General features: G+C 49.8%; 17 protein-coding genes. 8 read left to right on the top strand and 9 right to left on the bottom strand.

Features of this window, described 5'->3' with window-relative positions; genetic code table 11:
* The first annotated feature begins 54 nt into the window (after positions 1-54).
* The gene (locus KNP03_RS12610) at positions 55-2,412 is read left to right on the top strand and encodes a bifunctional diguanylate cyclase/phosphodiesterase (RefSeq protein ID WP_240544613.1); all 2,358 of its coding nucleotides are present in this window, start codon (positions 55-57) and stop codon (positions 2,410-2,412) included.
* Between the two features lie 37 nt (positions 2,413-2,449).
* Here the strand turns inward: KNP03_RS12610 and KNP03_RS12605 are convergent, their stop codons facing one another.
* The 6 genes from KNP03_RS12605 to glmS form a co-directional block, all read right to left on the bottom strand.
* A complete protein-coding gene (locus KNP03_RS12605; RefSeq protein ID WP_214829769.1) occupies positions 2,450-3,598 on the bottom strand; it encodes a mannitol-1-phosphate 5-dehydrogenase in 1,149 nt (382 codons plus the stop codon).
* Positions 3,599-4,030 carry a PTS mannitol transporter subunit IIA gene (locus KNP03_RS12600; RefSeq protein WP_214829766.1) on the bottom strand — a complete coding sequence of 144 codons (432 nt, stop codon included), beginning with the start codon at positions 4,028-4,030 and terminating at the stop codon, positions 3,599-3,601.
* Positions 4,031-4,075: 45 nt separating this feature from the next.
* On the bottom strand, positions 4,076-5,497 hold the full coding sequence (locus KNP03_RS12595; protein ID WP_214829763.1) for a PTS mannitol transporter subunit IIBC: 1,422 nt from the start codon (positions 5,495-5,497) through the stop codon (positions 4,076-4,078).
* A 167-nt stretch (positions 5,498-5,664) separates the two neighbouring features.
* Positions 5,665-7,695, bottom strand: coding sequence for a BglG family transcription antiterminator (locus KNP03_RS12590; protein WP_214829760.1), 2,031 nt, complete (start codon positions 7,693-7,695; stop codon positions 5,665-5,667).
* A complete protein-coding gene (locus KNP03_RS12585) occupies positions 7,685-7,954 on the bottom strand; it encodes a PTS sugar transporter subunit IIB (RefSeq protein ID WP_214829757.1) in 270 nt (89 codons plus the stop codon). Before KNP03_RS12585 ends, KNP03_RS12590 begins: the two co-directional genes overlap by 11 nt.
* 143 nt (positions 7,955-8,097) lie before the next feature.
* Complete coding sequence (gene glmS, locus KNP03_RS12580; RefSeq protein WP_214829754.1) at positions 8,098-9,894, bottom strand: glutamine--fructose-6-phosphate transaminase (isomerizing); 1,797 nt, start codon at positions 9,892-9,894, stop codon at positions 8,098-8,100.
* Between the two features lie 411 nt (positions 9,895-10,305).
* Between glmS and KNP03_RS12575 the strand changes: the two genes are divergently transcribed.
* On the top strand, positions 10,306-10,647 hold the full coding sequence (locus tag KNP03_RS12575) for a hypothetical protein (protein WP_214829750.1): 342 nt from the start codon (positions 10,306-10,308) through the stop codon (positions 10,645-10,647).
* Between the two features lie 8 nt (positions 10,648-10,655).
* Here the strand turns inward: KNP03_RS12575 and KNP03_RS12570 are convergent, their stop codons facing one another.
* Together KNP03_RS12570 and KNP03_RS12565 are read right to left on the bottom strand one after the other, a co-directional pair.
* A complete protein-coding gene (locus KNP03_RS12570; RefSeq protein WP_214829747.1) occupies positions 10,656-11,027 on the bottom strand; it encodes a hypothetical protein in 372 nt (123 codons plus the stop codon).
* Between the two features lie 91 nt (positions 11,028-11,118).
* Positions 11,119-11,631, bottom strand: a complete 513-nt coding sequence (locus KNP03_RS12565) for a hypothetical protein (protein WP_214829744.1) — start codon at positions 11,629-11,631, stop codon at positions 11,119-11,121.
* 291 nt (positions 11,632-11,922) lie between these two features.
* Between KNP03_RS12565 and KNP03_RS12560 the strand changes: the two genes are divergently transcribed.
* The 6 genes from KNP03_RS12560 (at position 11,923) to KNP03_RS12535 (ending at position 17,276) form a co-directional block, all read left to right on the top strand.
* Entirely contained in the window at positions 11,923-12,633 is a 711-nt protein-coding gene (locus tag KNP03_RS12560) for a GntR family transcriptional regulator (RefSeq protein ID WP_214829742.1), read from the top strand.
* 152 nt (positions 12,634-12,785) lie between these two features.
* Positions 12,786-13,133, top strand: a complete 348-nt coding sequence (locus KNP03_RS12555; protein WP_214829741.1) for a PTS lactose/cellobiose transporter subunit IIA — start codon at positions 12,786-12,788, stop codon at positions 13,131-13,133.
* Positions 13,130-13,438 (top strand): PTS sugar transporter subunit IIB, encoded by a 309-nt coding sequence (locus KNP03_RS12550; protein WP_214829739.1) that lies wholly within the window; start codon positions 13,130-13,132, stop codon positions 13,436-13,438. The genes KNP03_RS12555 and KNP03_RS12550 overlap by 4 nt, the downstream gene beginning before the upstream one ends.
* Positions 13,439-13,452: 14 nt before the next feature.
* Positions 13,453-14,859, top strand: coding sequence for a GH1 family beta-glucosidase (locus KNP03_RS12545; RefSeq protein WP_214829737.1), 1,407 nt, complete (start codon positions 13,453-13,455; stop codon positions 14,857-14,859).
* Positions 14,860-14,871: 12 nt separating this feature from the next.
* On the top strand, positions 14,872-16,200 hold the full coding sequence (locus tag KNP03_RS12540) for a PTS sugar transporter subunit IIC (protein WP_214829735.1): 1,329 nt from the start codon (positions 14,872-14,874) through the stop codon (positions 16,198-16,200).
* A 110-nt stretch (positions 16,201-16,310) separates the two neighbouring features.
* Positions 16,311-17,276: a quinone oxidoreductase family protein gene (locus KNP03_RS12535; RefSeq protein WP_214829734.1), complete on the top strand. Its 966-nt coding sequence runs from the start codon at positions 16,311-16,313 to the stop codon at positions 17,274-17,276.
* Between the two features lie 33 nt (positions 17,277-17,309).
* Here the strand turns inward: KNP03_RS12535 and KNP03_RS12530 are convergent, their stop codons facing one another.
* Positions 17,310-17,555, bottom strand: coding sequence for a hypothetical protein (locus KNP03_RS12530; protein WP_214829733.1), 246 nt, complete (start codon positions 17,553-17,555; stop codon positions 17,310-17,312).
* Positions 17,556-17,633: the final 78 nt, after the last annotated feature.

Below are 17,633 nucleotides of genomic sequence, written 5' to 3'. Positions count from 1 at the left end.
CGCGCTTATAATGAGATTATTCACAATCACCAATTCACAATTTGCGAGGTAACTATGGACCCAATTACTGAACCATCGATGAGTCAAAACCTTCTACTCATGGCACTTTCTTTTCTGATCGCATCTGTTTCGGCCTTCGCTGCAATCGAGTTGGCCCAGCGCGTCAACGGTCAGGCACAGACTTCGAATCGAATTTGGATCGTTTCGGGTGGTGCCACGCTTGGTCTTGGCATTTGGTCGATGCACTTCATCGCCATGCTCGGTCACGACGCGATGCGCGATATTACGTATTCGATCTTTTTAATCTTCTTATCGATCGTCGTCGCCATGGCTGGGTGCATCCTCGCCTTTTGGATGATTTCCCATCAACCTACCCCGCGTCGTTTCATTCAATCCGGAGCCATCATGGGGGGCGGAATCGGAGGCATGCATTATATCGGGATGGCGTCTATTCAGGGCGTGGTCATCACGTATCATGCAGGACTCGTCTTATTGTCTGTCATGATTGCCTTCACGGTTTCTTTTGTCGCCTTATGGGTCGGTTTCTTCTCGACCTATACGAAGCGCCACATCCCATTTGAACTGAAACTGCTGTTCTCGCTCATGATGGGGGTCGCCATTTTTGCGATGCATCAAGTTGGGATGCGGGCTGCTTCTTTTACCTTTTTACCCGATTCCACTTCCAAGTTGACGGCCATCGAACCGACACTACTCGCCTGGCTCGTCTCAGCCATGACCGTTCTACTGTTTAGCATTTACTTTATTTCGATGACGATGGACCGGCAAATCCGAAAGCGCGACCTTTTCCAGACAGCGATTCTCGAATCGACGGACGATGCGATTGTCACGACCTCAAAAGACGGGGAAGTCCATTATGCAAACACTGCTTTCTCCCGATTATTCGGTAACGTAGAGGCAGAATCCTTTTTCCAGGACTATCACCCTTCCTTCACGGTTCATCAACCTTTTCATACTCCGATGAAGGTGGAGTTCGAGGATAAAATGATTGAAGTGACGTGCTATCCTTTAGTCGGAGAAACAACCGATCAAGTTCTGTGGTTTTTACGGGATGTGACAGAAACGATGTCCTCTCAGCGTTTAATTGAACATATGGCCTTCCACGACTCCTTAACGGATTTACCGAATCGTCATAAGCTCGAAATGTTGTTACAGGAGCAGATTGGTCAGGAAAAACCGGTCGCATGTCTATATATCGACCTGAACCGTTGGGGCTTTATGCACGGGATTCTCGGACATCACGGGGCTGACGATTTGATTGTACAAGTCGCCAAACGTCTCAAACAGACGATTCATCCGGACGATGTGTTGACTCGCATCGGTTCATCTGAGTTCGTGATCTTATTGCGTGACCAGCGCAGTACGCTCGCAAAACAAAAAGCCGAAAAGTGTATCAAGGCCATTTCCCGACCGTTTGACGTCGATGGAACTTCCATTGAATTGTCGATGAGCGCAGGCATCAGTCATTATCCAACCGATACCTGTTCACCGGATGAGCTCGTTCAATTCGCACGTCTGGCTACCCACGTGTCCATGCGCGCAGGAAAGAACCAAATCAAAACGTTTGAAGAGGAATCCAGACACCATATTTTAAGAAGCGTCGAGATTGAGAAAGCACTGGCCATGGCGATTACGCGCAACGAATTTTCACTCGTCTATCAACCAAAGATCAATCTCACGAAAAATCGTCTGGAAGGGGTCGAGGCATTATTACGTTGGGATCACCCCGAGCTCGGGAGGATCGCCCCATCAGATTTCATCCCGATCACGGAGCAAACCGGTTTGATTCATCCAATCGGAAGCTGGGTGCTCCGCGAGGCTTGCCTGGCATGGGTTCGTTGGAACCGTTCGGGTCTTCAACCGTTCGTGCTGTCGGTCAACGTCTCGCCGTTGCAATTCGCCCGGGAAGATTTTGTGGAAAACCTCCAAACTATTTTGATGGAGACCCGGATGGACCCGATGTACCTGGAGTTAGAAGTGACGGAATCATCGATGCTGTCGTACGAGTCTTCTACACGGGAAAAATTGACCCAAATTCATCAGCTCGGCATCCTCATCTCACTGGATGACTTCGGTACAGGTTATTCATCATTCAGTCAGTTACGGGAGCTGCCGGTTCAAGTGTTGAAAATCGACCGCTCCTTCATCACCAATTTATTTACCGACCGCAATCAAGAAGCCATCGTCCGCTCGATGATCCAACTGGGTCATAACTTAGGGATGAAAGTGCTCATGGAAGGGGTCGAGCATTCAAATCAGCTGGAATGGTTGTTACAAGAAAACTGTGATTACGTACAAGGCTACTATTTCAGCCGCCCACTTCAGGAACAGGATGTCTTGAAACATGTGAAGCAAGTGAAAACCTATTTGGAGTTTGAGAAAATCGAACACTAAGAAAATGCCGATGTCGCATGACATCGGCATTTTCTTATTAGGAGACGCTTGCTTCTTCCTGATTACGAATCAAATGATATTGTTCAAGAATCAACTTCGTGAGCGGATCGCCTTCGTTTAACTGAAGGTATTTTTCCACTGTGGATACGATGCCTGACTCTTCAATCGAGATGTAGAGTTCAGAAGATTCCGAATCCTCAGGGTTGTAGTAGTTAAGGGCTGCGGCAATCCCGTAGGCCAATTCGTTTGGCTCGATGCCGTTATCGACCAACTCGCGAGCCGGTTTGACGAGACGGTCGCTCGGTCCGAGCTTACGAATCGGTGACCGGGCCACCCGTGACACTTCATCTTTCAGCTTCGGATTTTCGAAACGTTTGATGATTTTTTGGATGTATTGGCTATGTTCTTTCGCCTCGAAACCATATTTCTCAAGCAATAACCACCCTGTCTCATACAACGCGCCTTGTACGACTTGACGTACGCGACGATCCTTCAATGCCTCATCGATTGTTCCTTTTCCGAACAATGAACCGATGTACGACGCGATCGCATGACCCGTGTTGACCGTGAACAGCTTCCGCTCGATATATGGGCCGATTTCATCCACCCATGTCACCCCTTGAATCGGCGGTCGTTCTGTCAATCCAGCCGTTTCGATGACCCACTCATGGAACGTTTCCACCTCGACGAAGAGCGGATCTTCATGTTGCTGGAGGGGCACGATGCGATCGACCGCTGCATTCGGGAAGTAGGCGTTCGCCTCTCCGATGCCCCCGCAAGCTTCAACTTCCTGACGAAGGGCAGCGCTGCCTCCGATCATGTTTTCGCAAGCAATCACATAGACCGGCGCGTCTTCCACTTCACGTGCCCGAAGTCCTTCACTGATGAGCGGCGCGACTTTTGAAAGAAGCGATGGTCCGACTGCCGTCGTCACCAAATCAGCCTCTGCAATCAAAGCAGCCACCCGTTCCGGCTCCTTCAAGCTATTGACCCCCCGAACCCGGTCTACGACCACGTTCGCCACACCTTCTTCAGCAAAACCGACTTCGTAATGCCGTTTTTCCTCGAGCGCTTGAATGACCGTGTCGTTAATATCGACAAATGTCACTTCATAGCCGCTTTGATTTAACAGCAATCCAATAAAGCCTCGTCCAATATTCCCGGCACCGAAATGTACAGCTTTCATTTACGCCACCTCTTCCATGAACAGTGCTAAAATTTCTTCTTTCGATTTCGCTTGGACCAAACGCTCTACGTTCGCCTCGTCCGAGCAGAGAATCGCGATTTGCGAGAGGAGGTCCAAATGTTCATCATTCACACCCGCAATCCCGATGACAAGTTTCGCCGTCTGCCCGCCAAAGTCCACACCATCCGGGACTTGCAGGAATGAAATCCCGGTCTTTTGAACAGCTGACTTCGCCGCTTCCGTCCCGTGTGGAATCGCCACGTAGTTCCCGATATAGACGTTCGCAAGCGCTTGGCGTTCATGCATCGCCTCAACATATTCCGGCGTCACACAGCCGGCGTCCTGAAGGACCTCTCCGGCTGCTGTGATCGCTTCGGCAGTCGTTGCGAACGATTGATTGAGTCGAATCATCTCTGTTTGAATAAATGGCATTTTCGTTCCTCCTAATTGCTAAACCGTGTCTCTATCTATTGTCGTTTAAGAAATTTTACTGCGTGCCGCTTTGATTTCTTCTACTAATTGATCGTAGTAATCCGCGTTCAAGAAGTTTGTCACGGAGCGGTGCATCGCGTTTGGTACTTGTGCTTCGGCACGGTCCGTCAAATCTTCATGTGTGATGACAAACTGTGCATCTTTTGGCAAGTTGCTGATCGACGTATTCGTCACTTTGATCGGCAAGTTCGCTTTGTTCACTTTGTTGCGGAGCACTGAAGCCCCCATCGCGCTCGATCCCATTCCGGCGTCACATGCGAAGATGATGTGATCGACTTCATCGAGACGTTCTTTCACGAGAGCTGAAGCGTAAGACTGTTTGCCTTTCATGGCGCTGACATTTTGAGTCGCTTCTTCAAGCGACACTTCTTCTGCCGCACTCGATTTCAAGATGACACTTGCCACGGCGAACGAGACAGCCGCTGATAACAAAATTCCTGTCACGAGACCGAGGTATGAACCACGTGATGCCATCGCAAGAATCGCGAAGATACTACCTGGTGAAGCAGGTGCGACGAGACCGACATCGAAGAGGACGAATGTGAAGATCCCTGTTGCGCCCCCTGCGATCATCGCAAGGATCAAGACCGGTTTCATCAACACGTATGGGAAGTAAATCTCATGAATCCCACCGAGGAAATGAATGATGGCCGCACCTGGCGCTGTACGTTTCGCAGCCCCTTTTGCGAAGAACATATAAGCAAGGAGTAATCCAAGACCTGGACCCGGGTTTGCTTCAAGTAAGAAGAGAACCGACTTTCCAGCATCTGCGACCTGATCAATTCCGAGCGGGCTCAAGATCCCGTGGTTGATTGCGTTATTTAAGAAGAGAACTTTCGCTGGCTCGATGAACAAGCTGGCGATTGGAAGAAGTTTTGCACTGACGATCCAGTTCACGCCGGATGCCATGACTTTATCAAGAGCGCTCATGATTGGCCCGAAGATTTCAAATCCTCCAAGCATGAGGAGTCCCCCGACGATCCCTACCGAGAAGTTGTTGACGAGCATTTCGAATCCTGCTTTAACTTTCCCTTCAAGGGCACGGTCGACCTGGCGGATGACATAACCACCGAGTGGACCCATGATCATTGCTCCGAGGAACATTGGAATGTCTGTCCCGACGATGACCCCCATCGTGGCGAGCGCCCCGACGACACCGCCTCGGACGTCATGAAGTAATTTACCACCCGTGAACCCGATGAGTAATGGTAAGAGATACGTGATGGTCGGACCGACCAATTCTGCTAATTTTTCATTCGGCCACCACCCTGTTGGAATGAAGAGTGCTGTGATGATCCCCCAGGCAATGAAGGCACCGATGTTCGGCATGACCATCCCACTAAGGAAACTGCCGAACCGTTGTACTTTGACTCGGACCCCGCCCGAGCTCGCTTGCGTATTCGCCATGTATAAAACCTCCAGTCGTTGAAATGTGAAAGGTTGAATGTGTAGTGTAGCTAACCGGTTTGTGCTCTACACCTGTATTGTAGTCCCACCGTAAGCGCTTTCTCAATTCAATCCAGTTCACACTTTGGCAACATTCTGTGCCAAATAAAAAAATGACCAAGGTTCGGTCATTTCTCATGCAGTGTCTCTTGAATCATTTTTTTCATACAATCATGCAATAGTAAGCGCAGCTCTTCCTTCGTACCTGTACTGTAAAGGCGCATATGCTCCTCACTCTCAATGAGCGAACCGCTGACCGCACTTAAAAATTGCAACTCGACGTCCCGGGCTTCTTCCGGTGCCAGCAAGACGAGGAGTCGTGATACCGGTTCTGTCGACTGGTCCATCATAAGCAGTGGAATCGATTGGGTCAAGTCGAAGGCGAACACACTTGCACGTTCGATCGATGTGTGCCGTCCGTGGAATAACGCCAGGTTTGTCCCCGGAATTCCGAGTCCCGCGACTTCATGGCGACGAAGCAGCTGGGCGGACAATTGAATCCCGCTATGAACGAGGTCCTGTTCTTCCAAATGTGTCCCGATGTCGAGCAAAATATCCTCGAGACGTTCACTGTTATCGAGCGTGACCAAATCAAACTGGCGGTCCATCCGTTCAAACGTTTCAATAAGGTCGCTCAATTCCGTAAAATTAAGCATCGTCGAACGGGGCTTCGTATCATGGGTTTGGAATGATTGCGGCAAGGAAAGCAATAAATGACGCACCCGTTGCACCTCTTCACTCGTCAACAACGGGTTTACCATGAGTGTCGGCACCGACAACGGAGGAAGGGGCACGGTTGACAGGACGACATCATAGTCTTCCAGACGATGCTGCTCCAGTCCAAAGAGGGAGGAGTTCACCACGTCTTGCATCTCAGGGAATTCTTGACGCACCCGATTGACCAGCATTTTTGACGAGCCGAGTCCGGCCGAGCAGACGACGAGCGCTCGGTATTCCCGGCGACGCACCGGTTTGACGAGAGCGGCAGCAAAATGCATCGCCCAAAACACCGTTTCTTCGTCTGTGAAGGCGTTCGTCCCGAAGACGATGTCCGCCGCTTGTTGGATCGCCGAACGGAGTCCCGGATAATCCCGGTCGATATGCGGCTTGACGGTACCCGTCTCCGGCAACGCTTGCGTGTTCATACTCGACAGGATGTGAGCAAGTAGCCCGCGTTCCAAAGCGGCATCGTCCGCAAACGAGAAGCCATAGATGAGCGAGACGTGATGGATCAGTTTATGCACCCGAATCTGCATGACCCAACGCTCTTCTTCATCTTCTTTCATTTGTTCTTTGATCGAGCGGAGACGGTTCGCCTCTTCCGCGAACCAGACGCGTTCCGCCATCGAGAACGTGATTCCGAGCGCTTCTTCCATGTCACGCGCAACTTTTAAATAATCATCGGACCTGCCTTTTGGATACATTTCCAAGAAGAACCCGGCATCGAGGCGTGCCTGTTGGACACCATAGGCGAAGGTGACCCGCATGATTGTCCGGTCATCCATTCGTTCAAATGAATGAGATTTCAAGTAATCATATCCGTCACGCAGTGCCTCGAGCATCGCCTCACACGGTACCCCTTTTAAGAATGCCGGGATATAATCGTCTTCTCCCCGCACGAATCGATAGAATGCGAGGGTATCCCAATGGGCGAGCAGCGCATTGATTAGGAGTTTTCGCTTTTCCGACTCATAACCGAGCACTTTCGCCCCGACCCCTTTTTTACGTTCCACCTCTAAATGATATTCTTCAAACCAACGATCCAACTTCTCCAAGTCCTGCGTGAGCGTACTCGGAGAAACGTGCATCTGTTTCGCCACCGCCTGCAGTTTAAGCGTGTCACTTTCGAACAGCAGTCGCCACGCAAGCTCAAAAATCCGGTCCTCACTCGTCGGGATGGCTTCTGCCGACAAAATCAAATCTTCCCGTAACTGTTGTTTGGCGGACGGTTGTCCGACGAGACTCAACCCGTGCCCGCGTTGCCAAGCGAGCTCGAGATTGAATTCTTTTAAAATGCCTTCGAGCAGTTGACGCTCCCTTTGAATCGTCCGCTCAGACAAATTGACCGCTTGCGCGATATCCGCGAGCGGTGTCGATGTCTCTGTAGCCAATAAATGAAGTAAGATTGAGCGCTCCCGTGCGCTCCACTCATGTCTCATGCTCATCCATCCATTCTTCGACAAGTAGTCGGTATTCCTCGAGCGACAGGAGTTTACGGACCGAACGTACACGTGCGGTCGGATGGGCGACTGTCGTCGCCCCGTCCTGGTAGATGATCAAGTCCACCTCTTCCGGGATGTCTTGAATCGTTCCGTGGGTGATGGTGCACAGCAAACGCCCCTCGCTTGCCTGTGCGAACAGTTTCGCTGCCAATGCGCTCGTGACGAACCCGAATTGGCAGGCAATGTATACGTTCATGTCAAACCTTCTTTCGTCGCTTATCTTTATCTAATCATAAGTTGGAACCGCTTTCTTCACCTACTATTTTGCTTCTTGGCAAAGTTATCGGCAAGAAGTAAAAAGCACCTCTCACAAGGAAAGGTGCATCATCTACCTCTATTTTATTCCACTGTCACTGATTTCGCCAAGTTCCGTGGCTTATCGACGTCACAGCCACGGGCGAGTGCCGCGTAATATGCCATAAGTTGAACCGGCAACACGTTGATGAGCGGTGCCAAGAGTGGCTCGACGTGCGGTAGGATGAAGTCATCGTTCTCATGTTCGACCCCTTGCATCGAGATGACGCAGGCGTTCGCACCTCGGGCCACGACTTCTTTGACGTTCCCACGAATGTTCAAGTTTGTCTTCGGTTGCGAAATGAGCGCGATGACCGGCGTCCCGTCTTCGATCAACGCGATCGATCCGTGCTTCAGCTCGCCGCCCGGATAACCTTCCGCTTGAATGTACGAAATTTCTTTTACTTTCAGCGCCCCTTCAAGACAGACGGATGCGTCCAGTCCACGACCGATGAAGAACGTGTTCGGTGTCGTCTTCAAATAGCGGTCCGCGAGGTCTTCGAACAACTCTTTTTGGGCCATGATTGAGTCCATGATCGTCGCGACACGAGCGAGCTCCGGCATGAGGTCAAACGGTAACTCTTTGCCTGTCGCACGGGCGATATCGTATGCGAGAATCGCAAGGACGGCGATCTGGGCCGTGTATGCTTTCGTCGAGGCGACGGCGATCTCTGGTCCGGCGTGGAGGAGCATCGTTTCGTTCGCTTCACGTGAGAGTGTCGAGCCCGGGACGTTCGTCATCGTGAGGGCTTTGTAACCGCGTTTCTTCACTTCGACGAGCACGGCACGGCTGTCCGCTGTCTCCCCGGATTGGGATAAGAAGACGAACAACGGACGCTCGCTTAAGAGCGGCATGTTGTAACCGAACTCAGACGAGACGTGTACTTCCGTCGGAATGCCGGCAATTCTTTCTAAAATGTCTTTTCCGACAAGACCTGCGTTATAGCTCGTCCCACATGCGACGATGTAGATGCGGTCTGACTCTGATACAAGCTCGCGTACGCCTTCTGTGAGCTCGATGTTGCCGTCCTCGTTTTGGTAGTGCTGGATGATGTTACGGATGACGGCCGGCTGCTCGTCCATCTCTTTGAGCATGTAGTGCGCGTACGTGCCTTTCTCGATGTCCGATGCATCGATTTCAGCCGTGTACGGTGCACGCTCGAGCACGTCACCGTCGAGTGTCTTGATCATCGCTGACTCACGCGTGAGGATGACGATCTCGCCGTCGTGGAGCTCGAGGTACTGGTCCGTCACCTGAAGCATCGCCATCGCGTCCGATGCGACGACGTTGAACGTGCCGTCACCGAGTCCGACGAGGAGTGGTGACTTGTTCTTCCCGATATAGAGGCGTTCTTTGTCCTCTGAGTCGATCATCGCGATCGCATACGAGCCGTGAAGATCAGCGAGCGTCTTGCGGAACGCCGCCTCGACATCGCCGAGCTCGACGAAGTACTTCTCCATCAACTGGACGATGACTTCCGTATCCGTTTCTGACAAGAACGGGACGTCAAGTGTTGCTTTTAGTTGCTCGTCGTTCTCGATGACACCGTTGTGGACGAGCGTGAAGCGTCCCGTCGTGCTCTGGTGCGGGTGGGCGTTCGGTACGCTCGGGACCCCGTGTGTCGCCCAACGCGTGTGACCGATTCCGATGGTCCCTTCCGCGTCAGCCGGTACGATGTCACGGAGTGCTTGAATACGTCCCACTTCTTTAAAGGTGCGAACGTCTTCTCCGACTAGAGCGATTCCTGCCGAGTCATAGCCGCGATATTCGAGCTTTTCGAGCCCTTTCAACAAAATCTCTTTCGTTCCAACCTGCCCAATCATTCCTACGATTCCACACATAAACAATTCTCCTCTATTCTACGATTTCTCGAAAAAGGAAACGGGCTTTTCAGAGTCCTGTCAACGTGCTCCCTTTTGTCCGTCCGGTCACCCGAACGTTTTAAGGGAACACTCTCAGTCGTGACAGGCGACTGGAAGGCATCCGCCGAAATTTCGATCACCTTCGTCCTCGTCAACTCCGTAGAGTTCTGGCGCTTCTCAATCATATCCAGCCGTTTCTCCAGATACACTTCTATGCTAGCGATTTCATGGATGACTGAGTAGTGGTATTGGAAAAACGAGTCGGTGATACTTTTTTAGTGTTCACGCAAAAGTCACCACTTTCACTAAAAAGCCACATCTTAAAAGAGTTTTCAGAGCAGGAACAAAGGGGCATCATATAAGTAACACACTAAACGGGAGGGACACGGAATGGGGAGCCTGTTTCTATTAATCGCAATCATTTTATCCATTCTTTCGAGATGGTTTGAATATGGGGAACAAAGTGAGATTGGCGATGTGATTATTTTCCCGGCAATTTTTTTCCTGGCACTCGCCGCACTGTTTAGCTTTCCGTTTTTCAAAGACTGGTTGCGTCATCCTAAAACCCGGTGGAAAGCCATTCGGTTCGCACTCGTCTCAGGCATCGGCGTTCTATCCATTCAACTGTTTGCCTGGCTCCTGTTTTGGCGAGGCGATTGGTCCGGCGTGTGGTTTCTGCTTCCTTTTGCAGTTTGTCTGTTCTTCGTTCTCAAAATTTATCGAAAAAAATGAGCGAGCGCTTACGCACTCCCCCATTCTCGTTCTTCCTTTAATTCTCGCTCGGTGACATAGTTCTCATCCAGACGGACCATATGTCGTTCATAGATCTTGTGCCCGATGATTGAAATCACGCCCCCGGTCACCATTATCCCGATGTAGAGCGGTGTCTCGATTTGATTCGTGATCCATCCATACATCAAGATGATCAGAATAGGAAAACTCATAAAGCTAAGGATCGTCATCAGGTGAATTCGTCGCTTCGCCTCTTCATTCGTCAAATATCGGTGTTTGATCGTCTCCCGATTCCACGATTTTTTCATCGCAGGAAAATACGCTAACTGTCCGATCAGTAAAGTCCATTCCGCAGTGAGCCATCCTTTTTCAACAGCCAAAAACAAACCTCCCACAACTAACCATGACAGAACAACGAACAAACGATTCTTTTCGGAGTCAAATTGGAGCAGGTCCCTCATCTGTGCACGCTTATCCATTTCCCCTCTCCTTTTCATACGCCCTTACATCCTGAATTGCTTTTAAATCCCGGCCTGTCAAATAGTTCTCGTCATGTGATTGGATCACCCGGTCGAGTCGTTTTCCTAAGTAATCAACCGCTAGAAATATGACTTGTGTTGCCAAAAACATAAAAAACGATTGTGGTTCGCTCGCCCCGCTGCTGAAATAAAATACTCCATATAATCCAATCCCAGAAAACGCTAACGTTTGTGCCATCATTCTAAACGTCAGCAAGTTTCTCGCTTTTTGATTCGTCACGAAGCGAAGCCACATCCGGTAACGCACAAAGACCGTTGCGAGCAGTAGCGCCATCATGACATACAACATCCCTATGACGATCCCATCCGCCACTGTCCAATAGGAAGCATAAATCAAAAAACTGACCACAAGTGCCATACCGATGATGCCGATACCCCATCCAGTCCAACGATGAACGCTTAAAATCGTATCAATTTGTGCTTTTAACTTCGGTGTCAATTCCATCGCAAATCCTTCCCTTCTCGTATATCCGACTCCGTTTCCTGCTCCTGTATTTGGCGACCAGTCCTGTAAATCCCTAAATACTGCATCAACTTAAACTTGTTTCTAACTAAACCATTACCCTCTTTTATACGTAAATCCCTGCCAATTGTTTCATATTATCTAAAAATTCTTTCAATTATCATTCGACTTTTTTCAACAATTGACGAATGTTTCGTATACGCTTACAAAAAAATTCTGCTATACTGTTAGCGAATTCATTCCCACAAATTTTTTTGAAAGGTGTAGAAACGTATGGCTCCGAAGTATAAGCAAGTTGCCACTCAAATCGAATCGGACATCGTGAATCATGTCTATCAACATACAAACAAACTTTTGACAGAAGACGAGTACGCGACGAAGTATGGCGTCAGCCGGAACACGGTCCGTAAAGCAATCGAGATTCTCGTAAATAAAGGGTACGTCTATCAGGTACAAGGTAGTGGTGTCTTCGTGCGCGACCATTATAATAGCGATTACATCAACCTCGAAAAACTGCAAGGTTTGACGAGTGACTTCAGTGGACGGAAAGTCGAGACCCGGGTGTTAAAGTTCGAACAGACAACAGCTAACGAAGAAGTCGCGGAACGCATGAGATGTCCGGTCGGGACGCCTGTCTACTACGTTAAACGGCTCCGTCTCGTCGATGACCATCCGTTCTCGGTCGAGGATTCGTATTTCCGAAAAGAACTCGTCATCTATCTCGATGAGAACATTGTCCAAAAGTCGATTTATACGTATTTACGGAACGATCAAAAGCTCGCTATCGGTTTTGCCGACCGCGTCATTTATGCCGATTTCCTCAATAAGGATGCCGCGGCTCTGCTCGATTTGAAGGAGAACGATCCAGCCCTTCTCGTCGACAACACCGTCTATTTAACAAACGGTCAGATTTTCGACGTATCACGCTCGACCCATCACTTCCAGCATGTTAAAATGCTTAAAGTCTCGAACATCAAGTCCTAAACGCACCCGAGAGATCATGTCTCGCGTGCGTTTTTTTGTTCACATTTTAGAAATAAAGTAAAGGTTTACATGAAAACGCTATCGTGCTATTATCACATTGTAGAATTTGTACCTATGAATTTGAGTTATCCATACAAAAAAGGAGAGATCTTATGGTTTCGGAAACAATTGAAATCTCACCGGAAGATATTTTCGGTCTCATCGCCCTTTCTGGGGATGCCAAAGGAAGTTATCACCAAGCGATGCGTCTCATGCAAGAAGGAAAGAAAGAAGAAGCGGAAGCTGCAGTCGCTGCAGGTGACGCAACATTAAAAGAGGCACATGCGATTCAAACGAAATTTGTCACACTTGAAGCACAAGGAAAATCGGCGACGGTCGGTGTCCTCATGGTTCACGCGCAAGATCACTTGATGAATACGATTCTTGTGAAAGAAATGCTTGAGTACATGATGAGCATGCAAAATGAAATCAACGAATTGAAAGGAATGGATCAAAAATGATTAAAGTCGGACTCTTCTGCGCAGCAGGTATGTCAACAAGTATGTTAGTAGAAAAAATGAAAGCGGTTGCCGCTGAACGCGGAATCGAAGCAGAAATCGCAGCTTACCCTGAATCAGAAATGGAAGCTTACGTAGACAACATCGATGTTGCCCTTCTCGGACCACAAGTAAAATACTTGCTCGCAAAAGGAAAACAAGTTTGCGAACCAAAAGGTGTCGCAATCGATGTCATCAACACAATCGACTACGGCATGATGAACGGGACGAAAGTACTCGACCACGCAATCAAACTCGCAAATAAATAATAGAGGTGACCATTTTGAAAATGCCTAACAATTTCTTGTTCGGTGCCGCATCGGCTTCCTACCAGGTCGAGGGTGCATGGAACGAGGACGGGAAAGGCGTCTCGAACTGGGACGTCTTCTCGAAAATTCCTGGTAAGACATTTGAGAATACGAATGGCGACGTCGCTGTCGACCATTACCACCGTTACAAAGAAGATATCGGCCTCATGGCTGAAATGGGACTTGAATCGTATCGCTTCTCGATCTCATGGCCACGTATCTTCCCGAACGGTACAGGTGAAGTGAACGAGAAAGGTCTTGAATTTTATAACAACGTCATCGACGAATGTTTAAAACATAACATCGTACCTTTCGTGACACTCTACCACTGGGACCTCCCACAAGCGCTCGAAGAAAAAGGCGGCTGGCGTAGCCAGGAAACGGTTGATGCATTCGTCCGTTTCGCCGACACTTGCTTCCAGGCGTTCGGTGACCGTGTCCGTCACTGGATCACGTTCAACGAAACTGTCATCTTCTGCTCACTCGGCTACTTGTCAGGGGCACATCCACCAGGGATTGAAGGAGACGTCAAAGCATACTTCCAAGCAACACACAACGTCTTCGTCGCCCACGCACGTGCGGTTGAAATCTTTAAAAAAGCTGGTTATGATGGGGAAATCGGAATCACGCACGTATTCAGCCCATCCTTCAGCATCGACAACGACCCGGACAACAAGTTCGCGGAAATGCATGCGAATGAGTACGCGACACACTGGTTCTATGACCCGATCTTGAAAGGGACATATCCGGAATACGTCGTGAACGGGCTTGAAGCGAAAGGCTTCCTCCCTGAATGGACAGAGGAAGAGCTCGACCTTCTGAAACGTACCGCTCCGATGAACGACTTTATCGGCCTCAACTACTACTGCCCGCAGCGCGTCATGAAAAATGACTCTGCACTCGTCATGGCCGGGGGTCGTGAGAATTCGACTGGTCGTCCGGGTAACCCGTCATTCGATGGCGTATACAAAACCGTCATGATGGATGACAAAGTCTATACGAAATGGGGCTGGGAAATCGCTCCGGATGCGTTCCTCGAAGGAATGCGCATGTTGAAAGACCGTTACGGCGACATCAAGATCTACATCACAGAGAACGGACTCGGTGACGAGGACCCGATCGTCGATGGTGAAATCATGGATACGCCACGTATCGAATACATCGAAAGCCACTTGCGTGCCGTCAAACATGCGGTCCAGGAAGGCATCAACGTCGCGGGCTACTACGCGTGGTCGGTCATCGATCTCCTCAGTTGGCTTAACGGCTATAAAAAACAGTACGGCTTCATCTACGTCGACCATAAAAACGGACTCGCGCGTAAGAAGAAAAAATCGTTCTACTGGTATCAAGAGATCATCGCCACGCGCGCTGAAGACCTATAAGGAGGTTCCCCTATGAGCCGTTTAGAAAAAGTGTTTGAAAAGTTCACCCCTGGATTTGTTCGCTTCGCGAACGCAAAACCTGTCCTTGCAATCAAGGACGGGTTCATCCTCACCATGCCGATGACGATCATCGGATCATTGTTCCTTCTCATCCTGGCATTGCCGATTCCAGGTTGGGCCGACTTTATGTCTGGTCTCTTCGGAGCAGATTGGACGCTCCCGCTTACACAGGTTGTCGGTGCAACATTTGACATTCTTGCTTTAATCGGTGTTTTTGGTATCGCTTACTCATACGTCAAAAACGAAAAGATCGAAGGTGTACCAGCCGGTATCCTCGGAATCATCTCGTTCCTCATCATCACACAAGCATCAGTCTTGTCTGAATCTGGAGAGTTTGTTGGTGGCGTCATCCCGAAAGTATGGACAGGTGGACAAGGTGTCCTCGCTGCTATCGTCGTCGGATTGACAGTCGGTTTCATCTACTCCCAGTTCATCAAACGCGGTATTCGGATTAAGATGCCTGACGGTGTTCCACCAGGCGTATCGAACTCATTCTCTGCACTCGTACCAGGACTTGCGATCATTTCGCTTGCAGTTGCGACATTCGGAATCTTCCAAGCTGTCGCAGACCGTACATTCACTGAAGTCATCTATGACGTTCTTCAAGCACCACTTCAAAACTTGACAGACACACTCGCTGGAGCGGTCATCATCATGGTCCTCATGTCCGTCATGTGGTGGTGTGGAATTCACGGAGCGGCAATCCTCATGGGTATCATGGGACCACTCCTCACTGCGAACGCGCTTCAAAACCAAGCAATCATTGATGCTGGTGGTACACTCGTCGCTGGCGAAAACGCAAAAATCGTGACAATCCAGTTCCTTGATGTCTTCACGAAGCTTGGTGGTTCTGGAATCACAATCGGATTTATCATTGCGACACTCATCGTCGCCCGTTCGGCTCACTTGAAGCAACTCGGTAAACTCTCGCTCGCACCAAGTTTATTCAACATTAACGAACCGGTCATCTTCGGGATGCCGATCGTCTTCAACCCGATCATGTTCGTACCGTTCGTTGTCGTACCTGCAATCGCATCATTCATGGTGTACTTCGCAATCCTTTGGGGTTGGGTTGAACCGTTCAACGCGCTTCAAGTACCTTGGACGACACCACCAATCATCTCTGGTTTCTTGATCGGCGGATGGCGTGCAGCACTCTTACAAATCGCGACAATCGCGATGTCAGTTGCCCTCTACCTCCCGTTCGTACGTATTCAAGACCGCGTCTCGTACGGTGAAGAGTTGAAAGCACAAGAAGAAATGGAAAAAGCTTCGGCTTAATCACACAGACAGCCCTTCTCAGCAATGAGAAGGGCTGTTTTTGATTCAAGAAGGCCGTCCCGTACCGGATATGCTATAGTATTCATGACTTTAGAGAAGGGCGTGATCACGTGAAAGCACTCGTATTTTATCAATTTGGCGGTCCGGAAGTACTCACCTTTGAAGACATTCCCACCCCATCGATCCAACCGAATGAAGTGCTCGTAAGAACGAAAGCGATCGGATTGAATTTCGCCGACGTCTATCGCCGAAAAGGGAATTATCACCTCGTCGGAGAGCCGCCGTATATCCTCGGATATGAAGGAGCCGGTGTCGTCGAAGAAGTCGGGACAGAGGTTACTTCCCTTAAAGCAGGTGACCGCATCGCCTTTGCGGACGTCCCGCATGCGAACGCTGAATTCGTCGCGGTCCCACTCGAGAAAGCCGTTCCGTTACCGGGCGCGATTTCGTTCGAAACGGCAGCCTCGGTTATGCTCCAAGGATTGACGGCCCATTATCTCGTCCATGACAGTTATGACGTCCAGTCAGGGGACGTTGCGGTCGTTCATGCAGCCGCCGGTGGTGTCGGTCAACTGTTAACACAAATGATTCAACTAAAAGGTGGCACGGTCATTGGATTGACGTCGACAAACGAGAAAGTGTCGACTGTCCAATCCCTCGGGGCACAGACAGCGTTCCGTTATGAGGACGATTGGGTGCAAGCCATCAAAGGACAAACAGACGGTCGTGGAGCGGACGTCGTCTATGATTCAGTCGGCGCGACACTTGTAGACAGCTTCGAAGCGACCCGTATCGGCGGAACGGTCGTCTTCTATGGTATGGCAGGCGGTGACCCGAAACCGGTCGACCCGCGCATGCTGATGGATACATCGAAGACGCTCACCGGGGGCGACTTATGGAACATCCTCACGACAACCGAGGAACGCATCCGCCGTTCCAATGAGTTGTTCGCATGGATTGCAGACGGAAAGTTGAAGGTTCAACCCCCTACAACATTCGCCTTGAAAGACGGAGCTTCCGCCCATGACTATTTAGAAAGTCGTAAGAGCCAAGGGAAGATTCTGTTACTTCCATGAACAAACGCCAGCCCGTTATAGGTGCTGGCGTTTTTATGTCTCTTCTTTTCGAAGCGAATACCCGTCAACCTCTAAAAGCCGCATCCGCTTTTGGTCGACCGCCGCATGGACGATGACCGTCACGCCCGGGTTCAGCTCCATCATCTTCTTGATTTTTCTCAAGTCGTCCCCTTTGATCTCGACGGGTAAGACAAACTCCCCTTCTTTCAAATGAACGAACTTGATTTTCCCTTGGTCGTCGTAGCCTGTCACTTCATACGTCGCAAACTCACGTTTCATCATCATCCCTCCTCTCTTACCCGTTCCCATAATGGAATGACTCCACACAAAAACCCATCCCCGTAGCGGCAGGGATGG

This window comes from Exiguobacterium algae, assembly GCF_018617875.1.
In the GTDB taxonomy this organism is placed as follows: domain Bacteria; phylum Bacillota; class Bacilli; order Exiguobacteriales; family Exiguobacteriaceae; genus Exiguobacterium; species Exiguobacterium algae.
Note: the sequence above shows the minus strand (reverse complement) of the source record. Positions and strands in the feature narration are given on the sequence as shown.

Excerpts from the sequence above, each read along its gene's own strand:
- KNP03_RS12595 (WP_214829763.1), bottom strand. The coding sequence starts at position 5,497 with ATGGCGAATACGCAAGCGAGCTCGGGCGGGGTCCGAGTCAAAGTACAA.
- KNP03_RS12530 (WP_214829733.1), bottom strand. The coding sequence starts at position 17,555 with ATGAAACGTGAGTTTGCGACGTATGAAGTGACAGGCTACGACGACCAA.
- KNP03_RS12610 (WP_240544613.1), top strand. The coding sequence starts at position 55 with ATGGACCCAATTACTGAACCATCGATGAGTCAAAACCTTCTACTCATG.
- KNP03_RS12605 (WP_214829769.1), bottom strand. The coding sequence starts at position 3,598 with ATGAAAGCTGTACATTTCGGTGCCGGGAATATTGGACGAGGCTTTATT.
- KNP03_RS12585 (WP_214829757.1), bottom strand. The coding sequence starts at position 7,954 with ATGAACGTATACATTGCCTGCCAATTCGGGTTCGTCACGAGCGCATTG.
- KNP03_RS12575 (WP_214829750.1), top strand. The coding sequence starts at position 10,306 with ATGGGGAGCCTGTTTCTATTAATCGCAATCATTTTATCCATTCTTTCG.
- KNP03_RS12555 (WP_214829741.1), top strand. The coding sequence starts at position 12,786 with ATGGTTTCGGAAACAATTGAAATCTCACCGGAAGATATTTTCGGTCTC.
- KNP03_RS12565 (WP_214829744.1), bottom strand. The coding sequence starts at position 11,631 with ATGGAATTGACACCGAAGTTAAAAGCACAAATTGATACGATTTTAAGC.
- KNP03_RS12600 (WP_214829766.1), bottom strand. The coding sequence starts at position 4,030 with ATGCCATTTATTCAAACAGAGATGATTCGACTCAATCAATCGTTCGCA.
- KNP03_RS12550 (WP_214829739.1), top strand. The coding sequence starts at position 13,130 with ATGATTAAAGTCGGACTCTTCTGCGCAGCAGGTATGTCAACAAGTATG.
- KNP03_RS12540 (WP_214829735.1), top strand. The coding sequence starts at position 14,872 with ATGAGCCGTTTAGAAAAAGTGTTTGAAAAGTTCACCCCTGGATTTGTT.
- glmS (WP_214829754.1), bottom strand. The coding sequence starts at position 9,894 with ATGTGTGGAATCGTAGGAATGATTGGGCAGGTTGGAACGAAAGAGATT.
- KNP03_RS12560 (WP_214829742.1), top strand. The coding sequence starts at position 11,923 with ATGGCTCCGAAGTATAAGCAAGTTGCCACTCAAATCGAATCGGACATC.
- KNP03_RS12590 (WP_214829760.1), bottom strand. The coding sequence starts at position 7,695 with ATGAGACATGAGTGGAGCGCACGGGAGCGCTCAATCTTACTTCATTTA.